The sequence below is a fragment of the Mycobacteriales bacterium genome (assembly GCA_035995165.1).
Taxonomy (GTDB): Bacteria; Actinomycetota; Actinomycetes; order Mycobacteriales; family CADCTP01; genus CADCTP01.
The window spans coordinates 34626-50582 of sequence record DASYKU010000112.1 but is presented as its reverse complement, the minus strand read 5'-3'; the positions used below and the strand labels follow the sequence as shown (position 1 = coordinate 50582).

Genomic DNA, 15957 nt, shown 5'->3' with positions numbered 1-15957 from the left:
GGTGGACGCGCGCTTCACATTGGCCCGGCCGGAGCACCGCGCCTGGGCGGTGGCCGAGGCGCATCGGCTGCTCGACTTCGCCCGGTCCGCGGCCGACCGGGAGCACGGCGGCTTCACCGGCCTGGACACTGCCGGCCGGCCGGTGCCCGGCGTCAAGCCGCTCTACGCCACCGCCCGGATGACCTACGCGTTCTCCCTGGGCTGCCTGCTCGGCCGGCCGGACGCCGAGCTGGTCGAGCACGGCCTGGCCGCGCTGCGCGGCCCGTTCGCCGACCGGGCGCACGGCGGCTGGCACGCGGCGCTCGCCGATGACGGCAGTACGGTCGCCGACGGCACCAAGACCACCTACGCGCACGCGTTCGTGCTGCTCGCCGCGGCCACCGCGGCCACCGCCGGGTTCGCCGCCGCCGACCTGCTCGACGCGGCGACCGAGGTGGTGGACCAGCACCTGTGGGCGCCGGCCGAGCGCATGTGCGTCGAGTCGTACCCGGCCGACTGGTCGGTGCCGGAGGACTACCGCGGGGTGAATGCGAACATGCATGCGGTGGAGGCGTTCCTGGCCGCGCACGCGGCCACCGGCGACCGTCGCTGGCTGGACCGGGCGGCCAAAATCACCGCCCGGGTGGTCAGCTTCGCCGCGGCGAACGGCTGGCGGATCCCCGAGCACTTCACCGCCGACTGGCGCCCGCTGCCCGACTACAACGCCGGCCGGCCGGCCGACCCGTTCCGCCCGTACGGGGCGACGCCGGGGCACGCGCTGGAGTGGGCCCGGCTGGTCCTGCAGGTGTGGGCGCAGACCGGCGACCCGGCGCTGCTGCCGGCGGCCCGCGCGCTGTTCGACCGGGCGGTGGCCGACGCCTGGGACCTGGACCGGTACGGGTTCGCGTACACCACCGACTGGTCCGGCCGGCCGGTGGTCACCGCGCGACTGCACTGGCCGCTGACCGAGGGGATCGGCGCCGCCCGGGCGCTGGCCGCGGCCACCGGCGAGGACGCGTACGCCGACCGGTACGCGGAGTTCTGGGCCCTGGCCGACCGCGCCTACCTGGACCGGGAGCACGGCGGCTGGTGGCACGAGCTGGACGAGGACGGCCGGCCGGCGGCGACGATCTGGGCCGGCAAGGACGACGCGTACCACGCCCTGCAGGCGTGCCTGCTGCAGCTGCTGCCGGCCAACCAGGGGCTGGCGCCCTACCTCGCGGGGACCGCCAGCGCCGCCGTCACCGATGGCGTCAGGTAGTCCCGGCGGCGCCGCAGCGGCAGCCGGGCGTCCCCCATCGGGTGCCCGTGCAGCTGCCCGGCCAGGTCCTTGAACGCGGTGATGAACTCCAGCTCCGGCGCCGCCGCCAGCACCGCCCGCTGCACCGCCAGCACCTCGTCCCGCAGCGCGTACGCGGTCGCCAGGTCGCCGTCCCCGGCCGCGGCCACCAGCCGGGCCAGCGGCCCGGGCAGCAGGTTGGCCATCCCGGCGATGGCCCCGGCCGCGCCGGCCGCCACCGCGTCGGCGATGACCGCCTCGGCCCCGACGTAGACGGTCTTGCCGGCCGCCACCAGCGCCCGCGTGTACGCCAGGTCGCCGCCGCTGTCCTTGGCGCCCCACAGCGTGCTGCCGGCCACCCACTCGGCCGGCACCGGCGGGGCCAGGCTCGGGATGTGGTAGCCGAGCACCGGGTGCGCGCTGGCCGCCGCGACCTGGTCCAGGAACGCGGTGACGCCGTCGGCGGCCCCCTCCCGGAAGTAGTACGGCGGCAGCACCAGCACCGCCCGCAGCGGCAGCTCGCCGTAGCCGCGGACGCACTCCAGCGCCGTCGGCAGCGCGGTCTCGGTGACCGAGGCGATCACCGGCACCCCGGGCAGCAGGTCGACCAGCTCGGAGGCGGCGGCCAGCTTCTCCGGCACGCTGATCGACGGGCCCTCGCCGGTGGTGCCGAAGAGCATGACGCCGGCAGCGCCCTCCTGGACCACCCACCGGCAGTGCGCGGCGAGCGCGGCGACGTCGATGCCGCCGCCGGCGAACGGGGTGAGGACGGGGACGACGAGTTCCGGCACGAGACCTCCCGGCGCGGGTAGAGTCCCAGCCAATCTGATTGACCGTCAACTGTCAACAAGGAGTGGGACATGGCCGTCCAGTTCGACCTGCCGCTGCCGGAGCTGCGGGACTTCCGCCCCGAGCTGCCCGCGCCGGCCGGCTTCGACGAGTTCTGGGCCGGCACGCTGGGCGCGGCCCGAGAGCACGAGCTGGCCCCGGAATTCGTCCCGGTGGACACCGGGCTGGCCCTGGTCGACGTCCTCGACGTGCGGTTCACCGGCTTCGGCGGCGACCGGGTCGCGGCCTGGCTGGTCCTCCCCCGCGGCACCGAGCGACCGCTGCCGACGGTGGTCGAGTTCATCGGCTACGCGGGCGGCCGCGGGCTGCCGCACGACCACCTGCTGTGGGCCGCGGCCGGCTACGCGCACCTGGTGGTGGACACCCGCGGCCAGGGCAGCGCCGGCCACAGCGTCGGCGTCACCCCGGACAACGCCGGGGCAACCGGCCCGCACGCGCCGGGCTTCCTGACCATGGGCGTCGAATCCCCCGACAGTTACTTCTACCGCCGGGTGTTCACCGACGCGGTACGGGCGACCGAGGTGGCCGGCGCGCACCCGCGGCTGGACCCGGACCGGGTGATCGTCACCGGCGGCAGCCAGGGCGGCGGCATCACGGTCGCGGTGGCCGGGCTGGTGCCCGGGCTGCTCGGGGCCATGCCGGACGTGCCGTTCCTGTCCTGCATGCGCCGGGCCACCGAGATCACCGACAGCCGGCCGTACGTGGAGATCACCCACTACCTGGCCGGCCACCGGGACGCGGTGGAGCGCACCTTCGAGGTGCTGTCGTACTTCGACGGGGTGCACTTCGCCGCCCGGGCGAGCGCCCCGGCGCTGTTCTCGGTCGCGCTGATGGACGCGGTGTGCCCGCCGTCGACGGTGTTCGCTGCGTACAACCGGTGGGCGCACCCGCGGACGGCGATCGAGGTCTACCCGTACAACGGGCACGAGGGCGGCGGCGGCTTCCAGCGGGCCGCCCAGCTGCGCTTCGCCGCGGAGCTGCTCACTGCTTGACGGCGCCGAAGGACAGCCCCCGGGCGAACCCGCGCTGCACGAAGACGGTGGCCAGCAGCGCGGGCACGATGACGACCACGCCGGCGGCGGCCAGCTTGCTCCAGTCCGAGCTGAGCAGGCCGACGTACGAGTTGACCGCCACCGGCGCGGTCTGCGTCTTCGGGCCGGTGAGGATCACGGCCCCGAAGTACTCGCCCCAGGCCGACAGCCCGACCATCAGCCCGACCGTGGTGATCCCCGGCAGCACGGTCGGCAGCACCACCCGCCACAGCGCGCCCAGCTTCGAGCAGCCGTCGATCCAGGCCGCCTCGTCCAGCTCCCTCGGCACCTCGGACATGTACGCCCGCATCAACCAGACTGTGAACGGCAGGATCCCGGTCTCGTACGCGAGCACCAGCCCCGTGTAGCTGTCCAGCAGGTGCGCGTGCTGGTAGATGATGTAGAGCGGGATGATGAAGATCACCGGTGGGATCACGTAGGCCAACACGAACCAGGCCTGGATGAACTTCCCGCCGCGGATCCGGGTCCGGGCGAACGCGTAGCCGGCCGGGATCCCGAAGGCCAGTGCGATCACGGTGGTCACCACCGAGACCAGCAGTGAGTTGAGCACGTACTTGCGGAACTCGCCGGTGAGCAGCTCGGAGAAGTTGGCCCCGGTCGGCTTCGACAGCCAGTGCGGCGGCACCGCGAAGGCGTCGTCCGGCTGCTTGAACGCGGTGGACAGCATCCACACCAGCGGCAGCAGGATGAACACCGCCCCGAGCCCGAGCAGCACCCACAGCACGATCGAGCCGGCCAGCGACCGCTGGGTCGCGCGCCGCCCGCGTCGGCGCCGGGCCGCCGCCACCGCCGGGACCGCCGCCGTGCCCCGATCCGTCGCGGTCATGCCCGCCCCCTCCGCGAGGCGGCGAACAGCAGCCCCAGTGGTATGGCCATCAGGCCGACCATCAAGGTGGCGAGCGCGGCCCCGTAACCGATGTTGTTGAACGCAAACGCCTGCTTGTAGACGTAGTAGTTGAGCACCGTGGTGGACAGTCCCGGGCCGCCGCCGGTGAGGATCTGGAACAGCGCGAACTGCTGGAACGCGGCCACCACCCGCAGCAGCGCGGCCAGCGCGATGACCGGCCGGACCGCCGGCAGCGTGACATACCGGAACCGCTGCCAGGCAGTGGCCCCGTCGACCATGGCCGCCTCGATCGGGTCCTGCGGCGCGCCGAGCAGCGCGGCCAGCACCAGCAGGGCCACCACCGGCACCCCGCTCCACAGCTCGGTGATGACCACCGACGGCATCGCCAGCTTGGTCGAGGCCAGCCAGTTCGGCTGGCCCAGGTGCAGCAGGCCGAGCCAGTAGTTGATCCAGCCCTGCGAGGTATTCAGCAGCGCGCCCCAGCTCGTCGCCGCGACCACGCTGGCCGCGGTGAGCGGCAGCAAGTAGACCACCCGGAAGCCCGGCATGATCCGGCTCTTCTGGGACAGCAGCACGGCCAGCAGGACACCGAGCACGACCTCGAGCAGCACCGCGGCACCGGCGTACTCGAAGGTGTTGCGCAGGACGGTCTTCGCCTGGTCGTCACCGGCGATGCGGCTGTAGTTGTGCAGGGTGAGCGGGAAAATCCCGTCGTGCGTGCTGCTGATGCTGGAGAAGCTCAGCCCCAGCCCGGCCAGGAACGGCAGCACCGTGACCAGGAAGACAGCCAGGAACGAGGGCAGCACCGCCAGCGCGAAGAAGTGCCGGTCCAGGCGGGCCAGCAGACCCCGGGCCGGCCCGCGCACTCGCTGCCGGGGCTCGCCCCGCGTCTCCCCGCGGGACAGCGGGACGGGGTCGGCGGATAGGTCGTTGCTCATGTGCTGCCCCTGTTCGACGGCGGAAGGCGGAACGCGCGGTGACCGGCCGACGGGACACGTCGGCCGGCCACCGCCGGGGCTCCGCTCAGTTCTGCAGGCCGGCCTGCTTGAACACCTGGTTCTGGCCGTCGGCCGCGGCCTTCATGGCCGCGTTGACGTCCTTGCCGGCGACGATCTGGGAGATCGACGTCTGGTAGGCGTCCTGACTCTCGTTGAACACCGACGACGGCGGGAACGGGTTGGGCACCGAGTTCGCGCCGACCCACTTCAGCGCGGTCAGCACGCTGGCCGGGACCCCCGGGAAGGTCTGCTCGGTGGTCGAGTTGCGGACCGCCAGGGCCGGCACGCCGGTCGCCGTGATCTGGTCGGTCAGCACCTTCGGCGAGGACAGGTACTGCATGAGCTTCCAGGCCGCGGCCTGCTGCGGCTTGCTCGCCCGCGGGTTGAGGAACATCCCCCACGGACCGGTCGCGACGCACGGGTCACTGCCCGGGCAGGACGGCTCGACGAAGTCGACGTTGCCGGCCAGCGGCGACCCGGCCGCCGGGCTCAGCTCGTTCTTGTTGAACACCACTATGCCGTCCCACATCATGGCGACCTTGCCCTGGTCGAAGTCGTTCTGGCAGTTGGTCAGGGTGTAGGTGCCGATGCCCTTGGGGGCGTCCTTGGTCATCAGGTGCTGGTAGTCGTTCGCCCACTGCACCGCGCCGGGCGAGTCGAGCAGGGACTTGTAGTTCTGGTCGACGAAGAAGCCCTGGTTGCTGGCGTTGAACGGGATGTAGTAGCTGAGCATCTGGTTGGCGGTGGCGATGGCCGCGCCGGCCTGGCTGCCCCGGGTGCACCAGCCGGGCGTGCCGGTCTTCTGGGTCACCGCGTCAGCCGCCGCGATCGTCTCGGCCCAGGTCGTGGGCGACTTGGTGACGCCGGCCTGGGACAGCAGCTTCTTGTTCACCGCCAGCACGCCGCCGTCGACGAACACCGGCAGGCAGTGCAGCGTGCCCTTGAACGTGCAGTCCTTGATGCCGCCCTTGGCGAAGTCGCTGAAGTTGAAGTCGGAACCGGTCAGCGAGGTGTTGTCGACGTACGGCTTGAGGTCGGTGCCGCCACCGGTGAGCTGGACGTCCTGCGCGATCAGCGAGGTCGGGCCCTCGTACATCGCGAACTCGTCGGACTTCGAGCGCTGCGCCAGCGCCGTCTTGTCGATGATGCTGGCGTCGGGGATCTGGGTGTAGTTCACCTTGATCCCGGTCTGCTGGGTGAACGGTGCCAGGTTGGCCTTCTGCCAGTCCCAGAACACGTTGGAGTTCGACCAGATGGTGATCTCCTTCGCCACGTCGCCCGACCCGGACCCGCCGGACTCCGTGGAGTCCTTGGAGTCCGAGCCACAAGCCGTCAAGACGAGGGCGGCCGCCAGCGCGAGGGCCAGCGGGGCTACGCGCCTCGCTCGTGGTCCAGTCACCTGATACCTCTTCCGTGAGATTGGTTACTGTAAACAATTACGCGGAGGTTACACTCCGCCCTTGCCGCTGACCAGGCAGTCGCGCAGGTCGGCACGTGTTCGCATCGATGTCGGTGATCGACCCGATCTTTCATGTCTCTCCTCGACTGTCGTCGTCGTCGACAGAGCGGGGCGGGACCGGCCGCCCGCGGGCATTACGGGGGTGTGTCGCGGGCCTCATCATGGAGCTTGCCCCGCCTAGCGTCAACTGCTAGTTGTTAACGAATGACGGATAGATCGGCGGAGACCAGCTTCGCCGCGGCCGAGCTGGACGCGGTCTGCCGGCGGGTGCTGGCGGCGCTGGGCACCCCGGCCGACCTGGCCGCGATCACCGCGGACGCCCTAGTCACGGCCAATCTGCGGGGGCACGACTCGCACGGCGTGCAGCGGCTGCTCCAGTACGCCGGCTGGATCGCCAACGGCCAGGTCGACCCGGCCGGCCGGCCCGAGCGGGCCCGCACCCGCGGCGGCACCGCGGTGGTGGACGGGCACTGGGGGTTGGGGCAACCGGCCGCCCGGCTGGCCACCCGGACCGCGGCCGAGCTGGCCGCCGAGCACGGAGTGAGCGCGGTGACCATCACCCGGTGCAACCACATCGGCCGGCTCGGCGAGTACGTCGAGACGCTGGCCGGCGCCGGCTGCGTCGGCCTGGCCTTCTGCAACTCCGGGCCGATCGTCGCGCCCAGCGGCGGCAGCCGGCGCACCTTCGGCACCAACCCGCTGGCGTGGGCGGCGCCGCGGGCCGGCGGCCCGGCGCTGGTGCTCGACTTCTCCACCGCCGCCGCCGCCGAGGGCAAGGTCCGCCTCAGCCTGGCCCGGGCCGAGCCGGTCGCGCCCGGCACCTTGATCGACGCCGGCGGCCGGCCCAGCACGGACCCCGCCGACCTCTACGCCGGCGGCGCCCTGCTGCCCTTCGGCGGCCACAAGGGCAGCGGGCTGAGCTTCATGATCGAGCTGGTCGGCGGGCTGTTGTCCGGAATGGGCGCGGCGCCCATGCCGGACTACGGCGGCGGCAACGGCACCGTCCTGCTGGCTCTGTCGGTGGATGCCTTCACCGACCCGGCCGGGTTCGCCGCCGGCGCGGCCGCGTTCGCCGACCGGGTGCACGAGGCCCCGGGCGGCGGCCGGGAGCCGGCGGTGTTCCTGCCCGGCGAGGTCGAGACCACCGCCCGAACGACCCGGAGCACGGCGGGCATCCCGGTGCCGGACACCATTCGCCTCGAGGTCACCGCACTGCTCGGCCCCGCCGGCGCCGAGCTCGGCCGGTTCGCCCTGCTTCCCACTGACGAGAGGACCCCATGACCGACCGGCCGCTGCTGGTGATCGCCACCGGCACCTTTCCCGACCCCGACGCGGTGGTCGAGCGCTACCGCGACCGCTGTGCGCTGCGGGTCGCCGACCTGGCCGATCCCGCCGCGACCTACGGCGCCGCCGCTGTCGTGGTCGCCACCCACGCGCTGGACGCCCCGGCGCTGCGCGGCCTCGCCCCGTCGGTGCGGGCGATCGGCCGGACCGGGGTCGGGCTGGACTCCATCGACCTGGACACCTGCGCCGAGCTGGGCATCACGGTGGTCAACCAGCCCGGGTACGGAGCGACCGAGGTGGCCACCCAGGCCGTCGCGATGCTGCTGGCGCTGCAACGCAGACTGCCGTACTCGGACCGGTTCGTCCGCGGCGGCTGGCAGGGACCGTTCGCGCTGACCCCGCTGGCACCGCTGGACGAGCTGACGCTGGGCCTGGTCGGCTGCGGCCGGATCGGCGCCGAGACCGCCCGACTGGCCGCCCCGCTCGTCCGCGAGGTGATCGCCTACGACCCGTACGCGCGCCGGCTGCCGCCGGCGGTGCGTCAGGTCGACGACCTCGACGCGCTGCTCGACCGCAGCGCCCTGGTGAGCGTGCACTCGCCGCTCACCGACGCCACCCGGGGGTTGCTCGGCCGGGCCGAGCTGGGCCGGCTGCCGGCCGGCGCGGTAGTGGTCAACGTGGCCCGGGGCGGCATCGTGGACGAGGACGCGCTGGCCGAGCTGCTCGTCTCCGGCCACCTCGGCGGGGCCGGCCTGGACGTCTTCGGCACCGAGCCGCTGCCGGCCGGCTCGCCGCTGCTGGCGGCGCCGAACACGCTGTTCAGCCCGCACGTGGCCGCGTACTCGGAGCGGTCCATGTGGCGGCTGGCCAGCTGGACCGTCGAGGACCTGCTGGGCTGGCTCGGGCAGGGCGGGATCGAGCACGGCAACCTGGCCGTGCGCGGCTCCCGCTGAGGCTCAGACGAGGCGGGCCAGCATCCCACCGTCCACCACGAACGGCGACCCGGTGACGAACGACGCCCGCGGCGAGACCAGGAACCGCACCGCCTCGGCCACCTCGGCCGGCTCCGCGGTCCGGCCGATCGCGCCGCCCGACGCGGCCACCCGAACGCCGTCCCGGGCCATGCCCGCCCCGTGCCGCACCGACATCTCGGTCTCGACGCTGCCGACCACGACCGCGTTGACCCGGATCCCGGCGTCGTAGTAATCCAGCGCCATCTGCCGGGTCAGCGCCAGCACGGCGCCCTTGCTGGCCGCGTACGCCGCCGCCCGCGGCACGGTGGCCAGCGCGTGCACGGATGCGATGTTGACGATGCTGCCGCCCGCCGGCAGCCGCGGGATCACCGCCCGCGACAGCAGGTAGACGGACTTGAGGTTCACCGCGATCACCCGGTCCCAGACATCCTCCGGGGTGTCGTGCACCGCGTGCACGTCGATGATGCCGGCGTTGTTGACCAGCGCGTCGATCCGGCCGTATCGGTCGGCCACCTGCTCCACCGCGGCCGTCACCGCGCCGGCGTCGGCGACGTCGGCGACCAGGTGCAGGTGGCCCGGCGGCGGGTCGGCCGGCAGCAGGTCCAGGGTGGCCACCGCGTACCCGTCCGCGCGCAGGCCGGCGGCGACGGCCGCCCCGATCCCCCGGGCCCCGCCGGTCACCACCGCGACCGGCGGTCCGGCGGCCGGCTCAGGCGGCACGGGCCGGTACGGCCAGGCGCACCGCCCGGGCGATGTCCTCCGCGGTCGGGGTGGCCGCGGCAAGCAGGGTGGGGCTATGCGGGGTGGGCACGTGCGGCGCGCCGACCCGCAGCACCGGCCCGTCCAGCTCGCCGTGCAGCGACTCGGCCAGCGCGGCCGCGATCTCGGCGCCGATCCCGCCGTGCCGCGGCGCCTCGGTCACCACCACCAGCCGGCGGGTGCGGCGGACGCTGTCCTCCACCAGCTCCAGGTCGAGCGGCGCCACCGTACGCAGGTCCAGCACCTCCACCTCGACCCCCTCCGCGGCCAGCTGCTCGGCCGCGGCCACCGACCGGGACACCGTCACCCCGTAGGTGGCGATGGTGACATCCCGGCCCGGCCGGCGGACGACGCCCCGCCCGAACGGCACCAGGTCCTCCTCGCCGCCGACCTCCCCGCGCAGCCCGGCCAGCAGCTTGTGCATGAGGAAGATGACCGGGTCCTGGCCGCGCAGCGCGGACTTGATCAGCCCCTTGGTGTCGGCCGGCGTCGAGGGCATCGCCACCAGCAGCCCGGGGGTGTGCGCGAACCAGGACTCGATCGAGTTGTTGTGCTGCGCCCCTCCCCCGGCCACCCCGTTGGTGCCGCGGATGACCAGCGGCATCGGCGCGCCCCACATGTAGCGCACCTTGGCCGCCTGGTTGACGATCTCGTCCATCGCGCCGAAGGCGAAGTCGATGAAGTTGAGGTCGACCACCGGGCGCAGGCCGTTCATCGCCGCGCCGACCCCGGCCGCGACCATGGCCGCCTCGGAGATCGGCGCGTTGCGCACCCGGTCCCGGCCGAACTCGTCGCCGAGCCCGCGGACCTGGCCCCAGTGGCCGCCGCGCTCGAACAGGTCGGTGCCGTAGACCAGGATCGACGGGTCGGCCCGCATCTCCTCGGCCAGGCCCTGCCGATAGGCCTGGGACAGGGTCACGCGCGGGCTCATGGGTTGCTCCGGATCCGCAGGTCGGTGGCGGTCACGCCGGTCAGCAGCGTGCCGGGGTCGGGGAACGGCGAGGCCTCGGCGTACTCGACCGCCTCGGCGACCGCCTTCTCGGCGGCGGCCAGCGCGGCGGCCACGTCGTCGGCCGACAGCAGCCCGGCCAGCTGGGCCGCGGCGGCGAGCCGGAGCACCGGGTCCTGGGCCGCCCGCCAGCGCTCCACCTCCTCCCGGGTCCGGTACGTCTCCCGGTCCCCCACGTCGTGCCCGCCGAGTCGGTAGGTCAGCGATTCGATAAAGGTCGGGCCCCCGCCGGCCCGGGCCCGCTGCACCGCGGCGGCGGCGGCCCGGTGCATCGCGGCCACGTCCTGCCCGTCCACCTTCTCCGCCGGCAGCCCGAAGCCGCGGGCCCGCGCGGCGATGTCGCCGCCACCGGTCACCTGCGCGTACGGGGTCTCCACCGCGTAGAGGTTGTTCTCACACACCACCACCAGCGGCAGCTGCCACACCACGGCCAGGTTGACGTACTCCCAGACCCGGCCGATGTTGGCGGCGCCGTCGCCGAAGAAGCCGACCGCGACCTGGCCGCGGTGGCCGACCGAGGAGCCGAGCGCGGCGCCGAGGGCGAGGCCGAGGCCGGCGCCGACGATCCCGTTGGAGCCGAAGTGGCCGCGGCCGACGTCGGCCAGGTGCATGTGGCCGCCCCGGCCGCCGAGCGAGCCGGTGGCCTTGCCGTAGAGCTCGGCCATCACCTCCCGCGGCGGCAGGCCCTTGGCCAGCGTGACGTGGTGGCTGCGGTGGGTGCCGGTGACGATGTCGCCCTCGGCCAGCGCGCTGATGACGCCGACCGCGGTCGCCTCCTGCCCGATGGCGGAGTGCATGCCGCCGGGGATCTTGCCGGCCATCACCAGCGGCTCGGCCACCGTCTCGAACTGCCGGATCAGGCTCATCGAGGCCAGCCAGCTCTCGGCCTGCCCGCGGTCCACCCCGGTCAGGTCGAGCGGTGCCAGCTCCGGCGAGGAGGCCCCGCCGGCCGACTGGCGATCGAGGATCGTCATCAGCCCACACTCTCGATCCAGGTCAGCACGGTGCCCGGCGGGACCTCGGTGTCCGCCTCGCAGAGCAGATCGCCGACCACGCCGGCGACCGGCGACTCGATCTCGGTCTCGGCCTTGGCCGTCTCGACCAGCACCAGCGGCGCCCCCTCGGCCACCGCCGAGCCGGCCGTCACCAGCCACTTCTGGATATAGGTGTCGCCCTCGGTCATGCCGTACGAGGGGACGGTCACGTCGAGCCGCGCCACGAGTCCTCCTGTGCTCTGCTTGTCGGGCTGTGCTGTGCTTGTCGGGTGTTCCGGTCAGCCGACGGTTCCGCCGGCGTTGAGCGCGAGGTTGCCGCCGTCCACCGGGAGCAGCACACCGGTGATCATGCTGGCGGCGTCCGAGGCGAGGAAGACGACGGCCGCCGCGATCTCCTCCGGCCGGGCCGGTCGGCCCAGCGGGATGCCCCGGCGGTAGTCGGTGGCGGTGCTGTCGCCGGCCGCCGTCCGGGTCTGTTCCACCGAGACGAAGCCGGCCGTGGCGACCTGGCAGGGAGCCACCCCGTTGACCCGGATGCCAGCGCCGGCCCACTCGACCGCCAGCTCCCGGGTCAGCGCGTCCACCCCGCCCTTGGACACCGCGTACGCGAGGTTGCCCCGGCCGAGCGCGCTGCTGCCGGCGATCGAGGACACGTTGACGATCGACCCGCCACCGGCCGGAATCATCCGGGCGGCGGCCGCCCGGGCGCAGAGGAAGTAGCCGGTGAGGTTCACCGCCAGCGTCCGGTGCCACCCGACCAGGTCCAGTTCGAGCGGCGGCTGCCGCAGGTTGATGCCGGCGTTGTTGACCAGCACGGTGGCCGGTCCCAGCTCGGCGTCGACCCGGGCGAAGGCCGCCTCCACCGCCGCCTCGTCGGCGATGTCGCAGCCGACGCCGACCGCGGCGCCGCCGCGGTCGGCCAGCTCGGCCGCCCGCTCGCCGGCCGCCCCGGCGTCAATGTCGAGCACCGCCACCGCCGCACCGGCCGCGGCCAGCTGCCCGCACACCTCGGCGCCGATGCCACGGGCGCCGCCGTTGACGACCGCGACCCGGCCGGGCGCGGTCACGCGGAGGCCGCCGTCACCCGGTTGGCGATCGTGCCGATGCCCTGCACGGTCACCCGGACTACGTCGCCGACCGCCAGCAGCCGCTCGGGGTCGAAGCCGATGCCGACGCCGCCCGGGGTGCCGGTGGCGATGATGTCGCCGGGTTCCAGCGTGCACACCGCGCTGATCCGGCTGACCAGCTCGTACACGCCGAAGATCATGTTGCGGGTGTTGGACTTCTGCCGCGGCTCCTCGTTGACGTGGGTGCTGATGTCCAGGGCCTGCGGATCGCCGACCTCGTCCGGGGTGACCACGGCCGGTCCGATCGGCGCGAAGGTGTCGTAGCTCTTGCCGAGCGTCCACTGGGAGTTGCGGTTCTGCACGTCCCGGGCGCTGACGTCGTCGAGCACCAGGTAGCCGCCGATCACGCCGGGGGCGTCGGCCTCCTCGACGTGCCGGCAGCGCCGGCCGATGACGACGCCGAGCTCGCCCTCGTAGTCCAGCCGGGTCGAGTCGGCCGGGTGGACGATGTCGGCGTACGGACCGGTCACCGAGCTGGGGAACTTGGCGAAGACGACCGGCGCCTCGGGGATTGCGTCGCCGGTCTCCTCGGCGTGGTCGCGGTAGTTCAGCCCGACCGCGACGATCTTGCCCGGCCGCGGCACCGGCGCCAGCAGCTCGACGTCGGCCACCCGGTGCCGGGCGTCCTCGCCGGCGGCCCCGACGGCACGGCGCAGTTGGTCCAGCACCACCGGGCCGCCGGCCAGCACCGCCGGCACGTCCGCGGGCAGCCGCGGGTCGACGCGGCGCACATCCACCACGGCGTCCGGCCCGTCGGCGGTGACCAGCACGCCGAGCCGGGCGGCGCCGCCAGGCGGCGCGAAGCTCGCCAGCCGCATGAGTCCCCCTTGTCGAGAATCGCTCGTTGATTGTCAACAGTAGGCCACGCGACAAGTGCCGGGCAAGGCCCTGCAGGCCCGTCAGTCGAGCAGGAAGGACTCCGCGATGTCCCGCTGCGACGGGCCTGTCTCCGGACCGTCGTTGTCGGCCAGCGCGACCCAGATGCGGGTGTATGCGGACCGGATGTGATCCCCGATCGCGGCCACGGCCTCGCTCTCGTCGCCGGCCCGGATGAGGTCGAGCAACCGGGCGTGGCTCTGCGCCATGTTCTCCCGCCAGTCCGGCCCGGCGACGTTGCGGGACAGCAGCAACCAGTAGACCTGCATGCGGATGTTGGACCAGCTCTTGTAGAGCCGGTCGTGGTGCGCGGCCCGGAAGATCGCGTCGTGGAAGTTCACGTCCAGCCGGGCCGCGATCTGCTCGGTGATCTTCCGGCGCATCGCGACCTGCAACTCACTCAGGCTGTTCTCCAGCCGGTCGAGGTCACCGGCCTGCCGGCGCCGGATCGCCAGCCGCACCGCCAGCGCCTCGGTCGCCGAGCGCAGGCTGTAGACCTCACCGAGGTCCTCCAGGGACAGCTCGACCACGGTGGCGCCGCGATGCCGGGACAGGCTGATCAGCCCTTCCCGCTCCAGCACCAGGAAGGCGTCCCGCACCGGACCCCGGCTCACGTCGAGGGTCTTGGAGATCTCCTCCTCGCGCAGGTGCTGCCCCGGTGACAGCTGGTCGTTGAGAATGGCCTCGCGCAGCCGCTCGGCCACCACATCGCCCAGCGAGGTGCGCGTCGCCGGCTCCGTCGCGGCCAGGGAGAGCGCCACCGAGTCCTTCTTCGTCGAGCGCCGCGAACTGGTCATCGGAGCTGGCTCTCCTGAGGTCAATCCTGCAGATTGTCAACGACAAACATAGATCGACGCGGTCCCGGTGTCCACGGACCCGCGTGCCGGGCGGTCGGGCCGGAGTCGGCAGCTGCCAGGAGGATACGGACATGATGCCCCGCTGGACCGCAGAACCGGTGTCGGACACGTGTGACGAGCTCGGCGAGGGACCGCGCTGGCACGTCGCCCGGCAGGAGCTGATCTGGGTCGACATCCTCGCCGGCACCGTCCGCTGGGCCGGCTGGAGCGCGGGCGGGCTTCGGGTGCTGCGCACCGTCCGGCTGGACCGCCCGGTCGGGGCGATCACCCCGGTCGCCGGCGGCGGCTACTTGGCCGCTGCCGCCGACGGGCTGGCCTGGCTGGAGGAGGCCGGCACGCTGACCCCGCTGCCCGGGGCGGCCGGAACGGCGGCGGCCAGCCCGGACGGCTCGCTGCGGATGAACGACGCCACCTGTGATCCGTGGGGCCGCTTCTGGGCGGGGTCCATGCCGTACGACACCCGGCGGACCGGGGCCGGCCGGCTGGTCCGGCTGGACCCGGACCTGTCGCTCACCACGGTGCTGGACGCGGTCACGGTGTCCAACGGGCTGGTGTGGAACGCCGCCGCCGACCGGATGTGGTACGCCGACAGCGCGGACCCGGTGGTCTGGCAGTTCGACGTCGACCCAGACTCCGGGGCGGTCCGCGGTCGCCGGCCGTTCGCCGAGCTGGCCGGCGCCGTGCCGGACGGCATGTGCCGGGACGACGAGGACCACGTGTGGGTGGCCGCCCACGGCGGCGCCGCCGTGCACCGGTACGACCCGCACGGCCGGCTGGTCGGCACGGTCGACGTACCGGGGGTGGCCGGCGTGACGTCGTGCGCCTTCGGCGGCGCCGACGGCGGCACGCTGTTCATCACCACCGGCCACATCGGCCTGGACCCGGCCGCCCGGGCGGCCGCCCCGCTGGCCGGTCGACTGCACGCCGTCGACCCCGGGGTGACCGGCCCGGGCCTGACCGAGTTTGCCGGCCGCCGGTTCAGTTGATCCAGATGATCTCGCTGTCCAGGGCGGCGGACAACTCGGAGGCCTCCCGACTAAGCACCTACGAACCGGAGCCGAGCCCCTGCTGATCGTCGGAGCCATGGCCGACAGTCAGCGCCACCAGACTTTGCGCCAAGCAGGCGGGTGGGACGGCACTGTTGCATTCGGGCGCATGCGGCGAGCTCAGCCCGATAGAGAACGCCGCTCAGACCGCGGCTGCGAGCTCGGTGAAGGCGGCCGCGATGCGGAGGTGTGCTGGGACGTCGATGGCGAGTTCGTAGTGGCCGCGGCGGAGGTTCTGGACGCAGGCGTGTCCGCGGGCGATCACCGATGCCGACCGCGGGCGTTTGAGTCCGCGGGATCTGTACGCGGAGCAGGTCGGCACGGCCGTAATGGCGGTCCCTGCCAGGCCGTCGCCGATCAATCGGCGACCTGCTCGGTGACCGGTCCAGAGACCAGGTCGCGAAGCAGACCATCAACAGTGTCCGGGGCGGAGTGATCAGCTGTGCCACCAGGCAGAGCTCTTCGGCCTGCTCCGACAGGGCTTGGAGCCGACGCCCCATCGACTACCGAGTTGCCGGGCGCCGGGCGGGCGCCTTGGGAAGTCGGGCGCCGCCCGAGCACGGCCTG

The 15957-nt window shown here is 73.4% G+C and carries 16 protein-coding genes and 1 pseudogene; 5 read left to right on the top strand and 12 right to left on the bottom strand.

The features are described from left to right. The first annotated feature begins 1 nt into the window (after position 1). Positions 2-1240 (top strand): AGE family epimerase/isomerase, encoded by a 1239-nt coding sequence (locus VGP36_18995; protein HEV7656804.1) that lies wholly within the window; start codon positions 2-4, stop codon positions 1238-1240. Here VGP36_18995 and VGP36_18990 read toward each other — a convergent pair. After that, on the bottom strand, positions 1192-2049 hold the full coding sequence (locus VGP36_18990) for a dihydrodipicolinate synthase family protein (protein HEV7656803.1): 858 nt from the start codon (positions 2047-2049) through the stop codon (positions 1192-1194). The genes VGP36_18995 and VGP36_18990 overlap by 49 nt on opposite strands. A gap of 69 nt (positions 2050-2118) precedes the next feature. Between VGP36_18990 and VGP36_18985 the strand changes: the two genes are divergently transcribed. Then, complete coding sequence (locus VGP36_18985; GenBank protein HEV7656802.1) at positions 2119-3099, top strand: acetylxylan esterase; 981 nt, start codon at positions 2119-2121, stop codon at positions 3097-3099. Here VGP36_18985 and VGP36_18980 read toward each other — a convergent pair. The 3 genes from VGP36_18980 to VGP36_18970 all read right to left on the bottom strand — a co-directional run bounded on the left by VGP36_18980 (position 3089) and on the right by VGP36_18970 (position 6277). Continuing rightward, the gene (locus VGP36_18980; protein HEV7656801.1) at positions 3089-3985 is read right to left on the bottom strand and encodes a carbohydrate ABC transporter permease; all 897 of its coding nucleotides are present in this window, start codon (positions 3983-3985) and stop codon (positions 3089-3091) included. The genes VGP36_18985 and VGP36_18980 overlap by 11 nt on opposite strands. Next, positions 3982-4944 carry a sugar ABC transporter permease gene (locus VGP36_18975; protein ID HEV7656800.1) on the bottom strand — a complete coding sequence of 321 codons (963 nt, stop codon included), beginning with the start codon at positions 4942-4944 and terminating at the stop codon, positions 3982-3984. The genes VGP36_18980 and VGP36_18975 overlap by 4 nt, the downstream gene beginning before the upstream one ends. Before the next feature lie 85 nt (positions 4945-5029). Further along, the gene (locus VGP36_18970) at positions 5030-6277 is read right to left on the bottom strand and encodes an extracellular solute-binding protein (protein ID HEV7656799.1); all 1248 of its coding nucleotides are present in this window, start codon (positions 6275-6277) and stop codon (positions 5030-5032) included. Positions 6278-6667: 390 nt separating this feature from the next. On the opposite strand from VGP36_18970, the gene VGP36_18965 reads away from it, so the two are divergent. Further along, positions 6668-7744 carry an Ldh family oxidoreductase gene (locus VGP36_18965; protein ID HEV7656798.1) on the top strand — a complete coding sequence of 359 codons (1077 nt, stop codon included), beginning with the start codon at positions 6668-6670 and terminating at the stop codon, positions 7742-7744. Beyond that, a complete protein-coding gene (locus VGP36_18960; GenBank protein HEV7656797.1) occupies positions 7741-8700 on the top strand; it encodes an NAD(P)-dependent oxidoreductase in 960 nt (319 codons plus the stop codon). Before VGP36_18965 ends, VGP36_18960 begins: the two co-directional genes overlap by 4 nt. Positions 8701-8703: 3 nt before the next feature. Here VGP36_18960 and VGP36_18955 read toward each other — a convergent pair whose 3' ends face one another. The 7 genes from VGP36_18955 to VGP36_18925 form a co-directional block, all read right to left on the bottom strand. Continuing rightward, on the bottom strand, positions 8704-9441 hold the full coding sequence (locus VGP36_18955; GenBank protein ID HEV7656796.1) for an SDR family oxidoreductase: 738 nt from the start codon (positions 9439-9441) through the stop codon (positions 8704-8706). Next, on the bottom strand, positions 9431-10411 hold the full coding sequence (locus tag VGP36_18950; GenBank protein HEV7656795.1) for a transketolase C-terminal domain-containing protein: 981 nt from the start codon (positions 10409-10411) through the stop codon (positions 9431-9433). Before VGP36_18950 ends, VGP36_18955 begins: the two co-directional genes overlap by 11 nt. Next, on the bottom strand, positions 10408-11463 hold the full coding sequence (locus VGP36_18945; protein ID HEV7656794.1) for a thiamine pyrophosphate-dependent dehydrogenase E1 component subunit alpha: 1056 nt from the start codon (positions 11461-11463) through the stop codon (positions 10408-10410). The genes VGP36_18950 and VGP36_18945 overlap by 4 nt, the downstream gene beginning before the upstream one ends. Further along, positions 11463-11708 (bottom strand): biotin/lipoyl-containing protein, encoded by a 246-nt coding sequence (locus VGP36_18940; GenBank protein ID HEV7656793.1) that lies wholly within the window; start codon positions 11706-11708, stop codon positions 11463-11465. Before VGP36_18940 ends, VGP36_18945 begins: the two co-directional genes overlap by 1 nt. Before the next feature lie 54 nt (positions 11709-11762). Continuing rightward, positions 11763-12551 (bottom strand): SDR family NAD(P)-dependent oxidoreductase, encoded by a 789-nt coding sequence (locus tag VGP36_18935; GenBank protein HEV7656792.1) that lies wholly within the window; start codon positions 12549-12551, stop codon positions 11763-11765. Beyond that, positions 12548-13429: a fumarylacetoacetate hydrolase family protein gene (locus tag VGP36_18930; protein HEV7656791.1), complete on the bottom strand. Its 882-nt coding sequence runs from the start codon at positions 13427-13429 to the stop codon at positions 12548-12550. The genes VGP36_18935 and VGP36_18930 overlap by 4 nt, the downstream gene beginning before the upstream one ends. Before the next feature lie 81 nt (positions 13430-13510). Further along, entirely contained in the window at positions 13511-14284 is a 774-nt protein-coding gene (locus VGP36_18925) for a GntR family transcriptional regulator (GenBank protein ID HEV7656790.1), read from the bottom strand. A 158-nt stretch (positions 14285-14442) separates the two neighbouring features. Between VGP36_18925 and VGP36_18920 the strand changes: the two genes are divergently transcribed. Next, on the top strand, positions 14443-15330 hold the full coding sequence (locus VGP36_18920) for an SMP-30/gluconolactonase/LRE family protein (protein ID HEV7656789.1): 888 nt from the start codon (positions 14443-14445) through the stop codon (positions 15328-15330). 202 nt (positions 15331-15532) lie between these two features. Here the strand turns inward: VGP36_18920 and VGP36_18915 are convergent. Beyond that, a pseudogene (locus VGP36_18915) lies at positions 15533-15685 on the bottom strand (IS6 family transposase). Between the last annotated feature and the right edge of the window lie 272 nt (positions 15686-15957).

Coding starts and splice junctions, on each gene's coding strand:
- VGP36_18975 (HEV7656800.1), bottom strand. CDS start 4,944: ATGAGCAACGACCTATCCGCCGACCCCGTCCCGCTGTCCCGCGGGGAG.
- VGP36_18950 (HEV7656795.1), bottom strand. CDS start 10,411: ATGAGCCCGCGCGTGACCCTGTCCCAGGCCTATCGGCAGGGCCTGGCC.
- VGP36_18945 (HEV7656794.1), bottom strand. CDS start 11,463: ATGACGATCCTCGATCGCCAGTCGGCCGGCGGGGCCTCCTCGCCGGAG.
- VGP36_18930 (HEV7656791.1), bottom strand. CDS start 13,429: ATGCGGCTGGCGAGCTTCGCGCCGCCTGGCGGCGCCGCCCGGCTCGGC.
- VGP36_18985 (HEV7656802.1), top strand. CDS start 2,119: ATGGCCGTCCAGTTCGACCTGCCGCTGCCGGAGCTGCGGGACTTCCGC.
- VGP36_18980 (HEV7656801.1), bottom strand. CDS start 3,985: ATGACCGCGACGGATCGGGGCACGGCGGCGGTCCCGGCGGTGGCGGCG.
- VGP36_18965 (HEV7656798.1), top strand. CDS start 6,668: ATGACGGATAGATCGGCGGAGACCAGCTTCGCCGCGGCCGAGCTGGAC.
- VGP36_18960 (HEV7656797.1), top strand. CDS start 7,741: ATGACCGACCGGCCGCTGCTGGTGATCGCCACCGGCACCTTTCCCGAC.
- VGP36_18925 (HEV7656790.1), bottom strand. CDS start 14,284: ATGACCAGTTCGCGGCGCTCGACGAAGAAGGACTCGGTGGCGCTCTCC.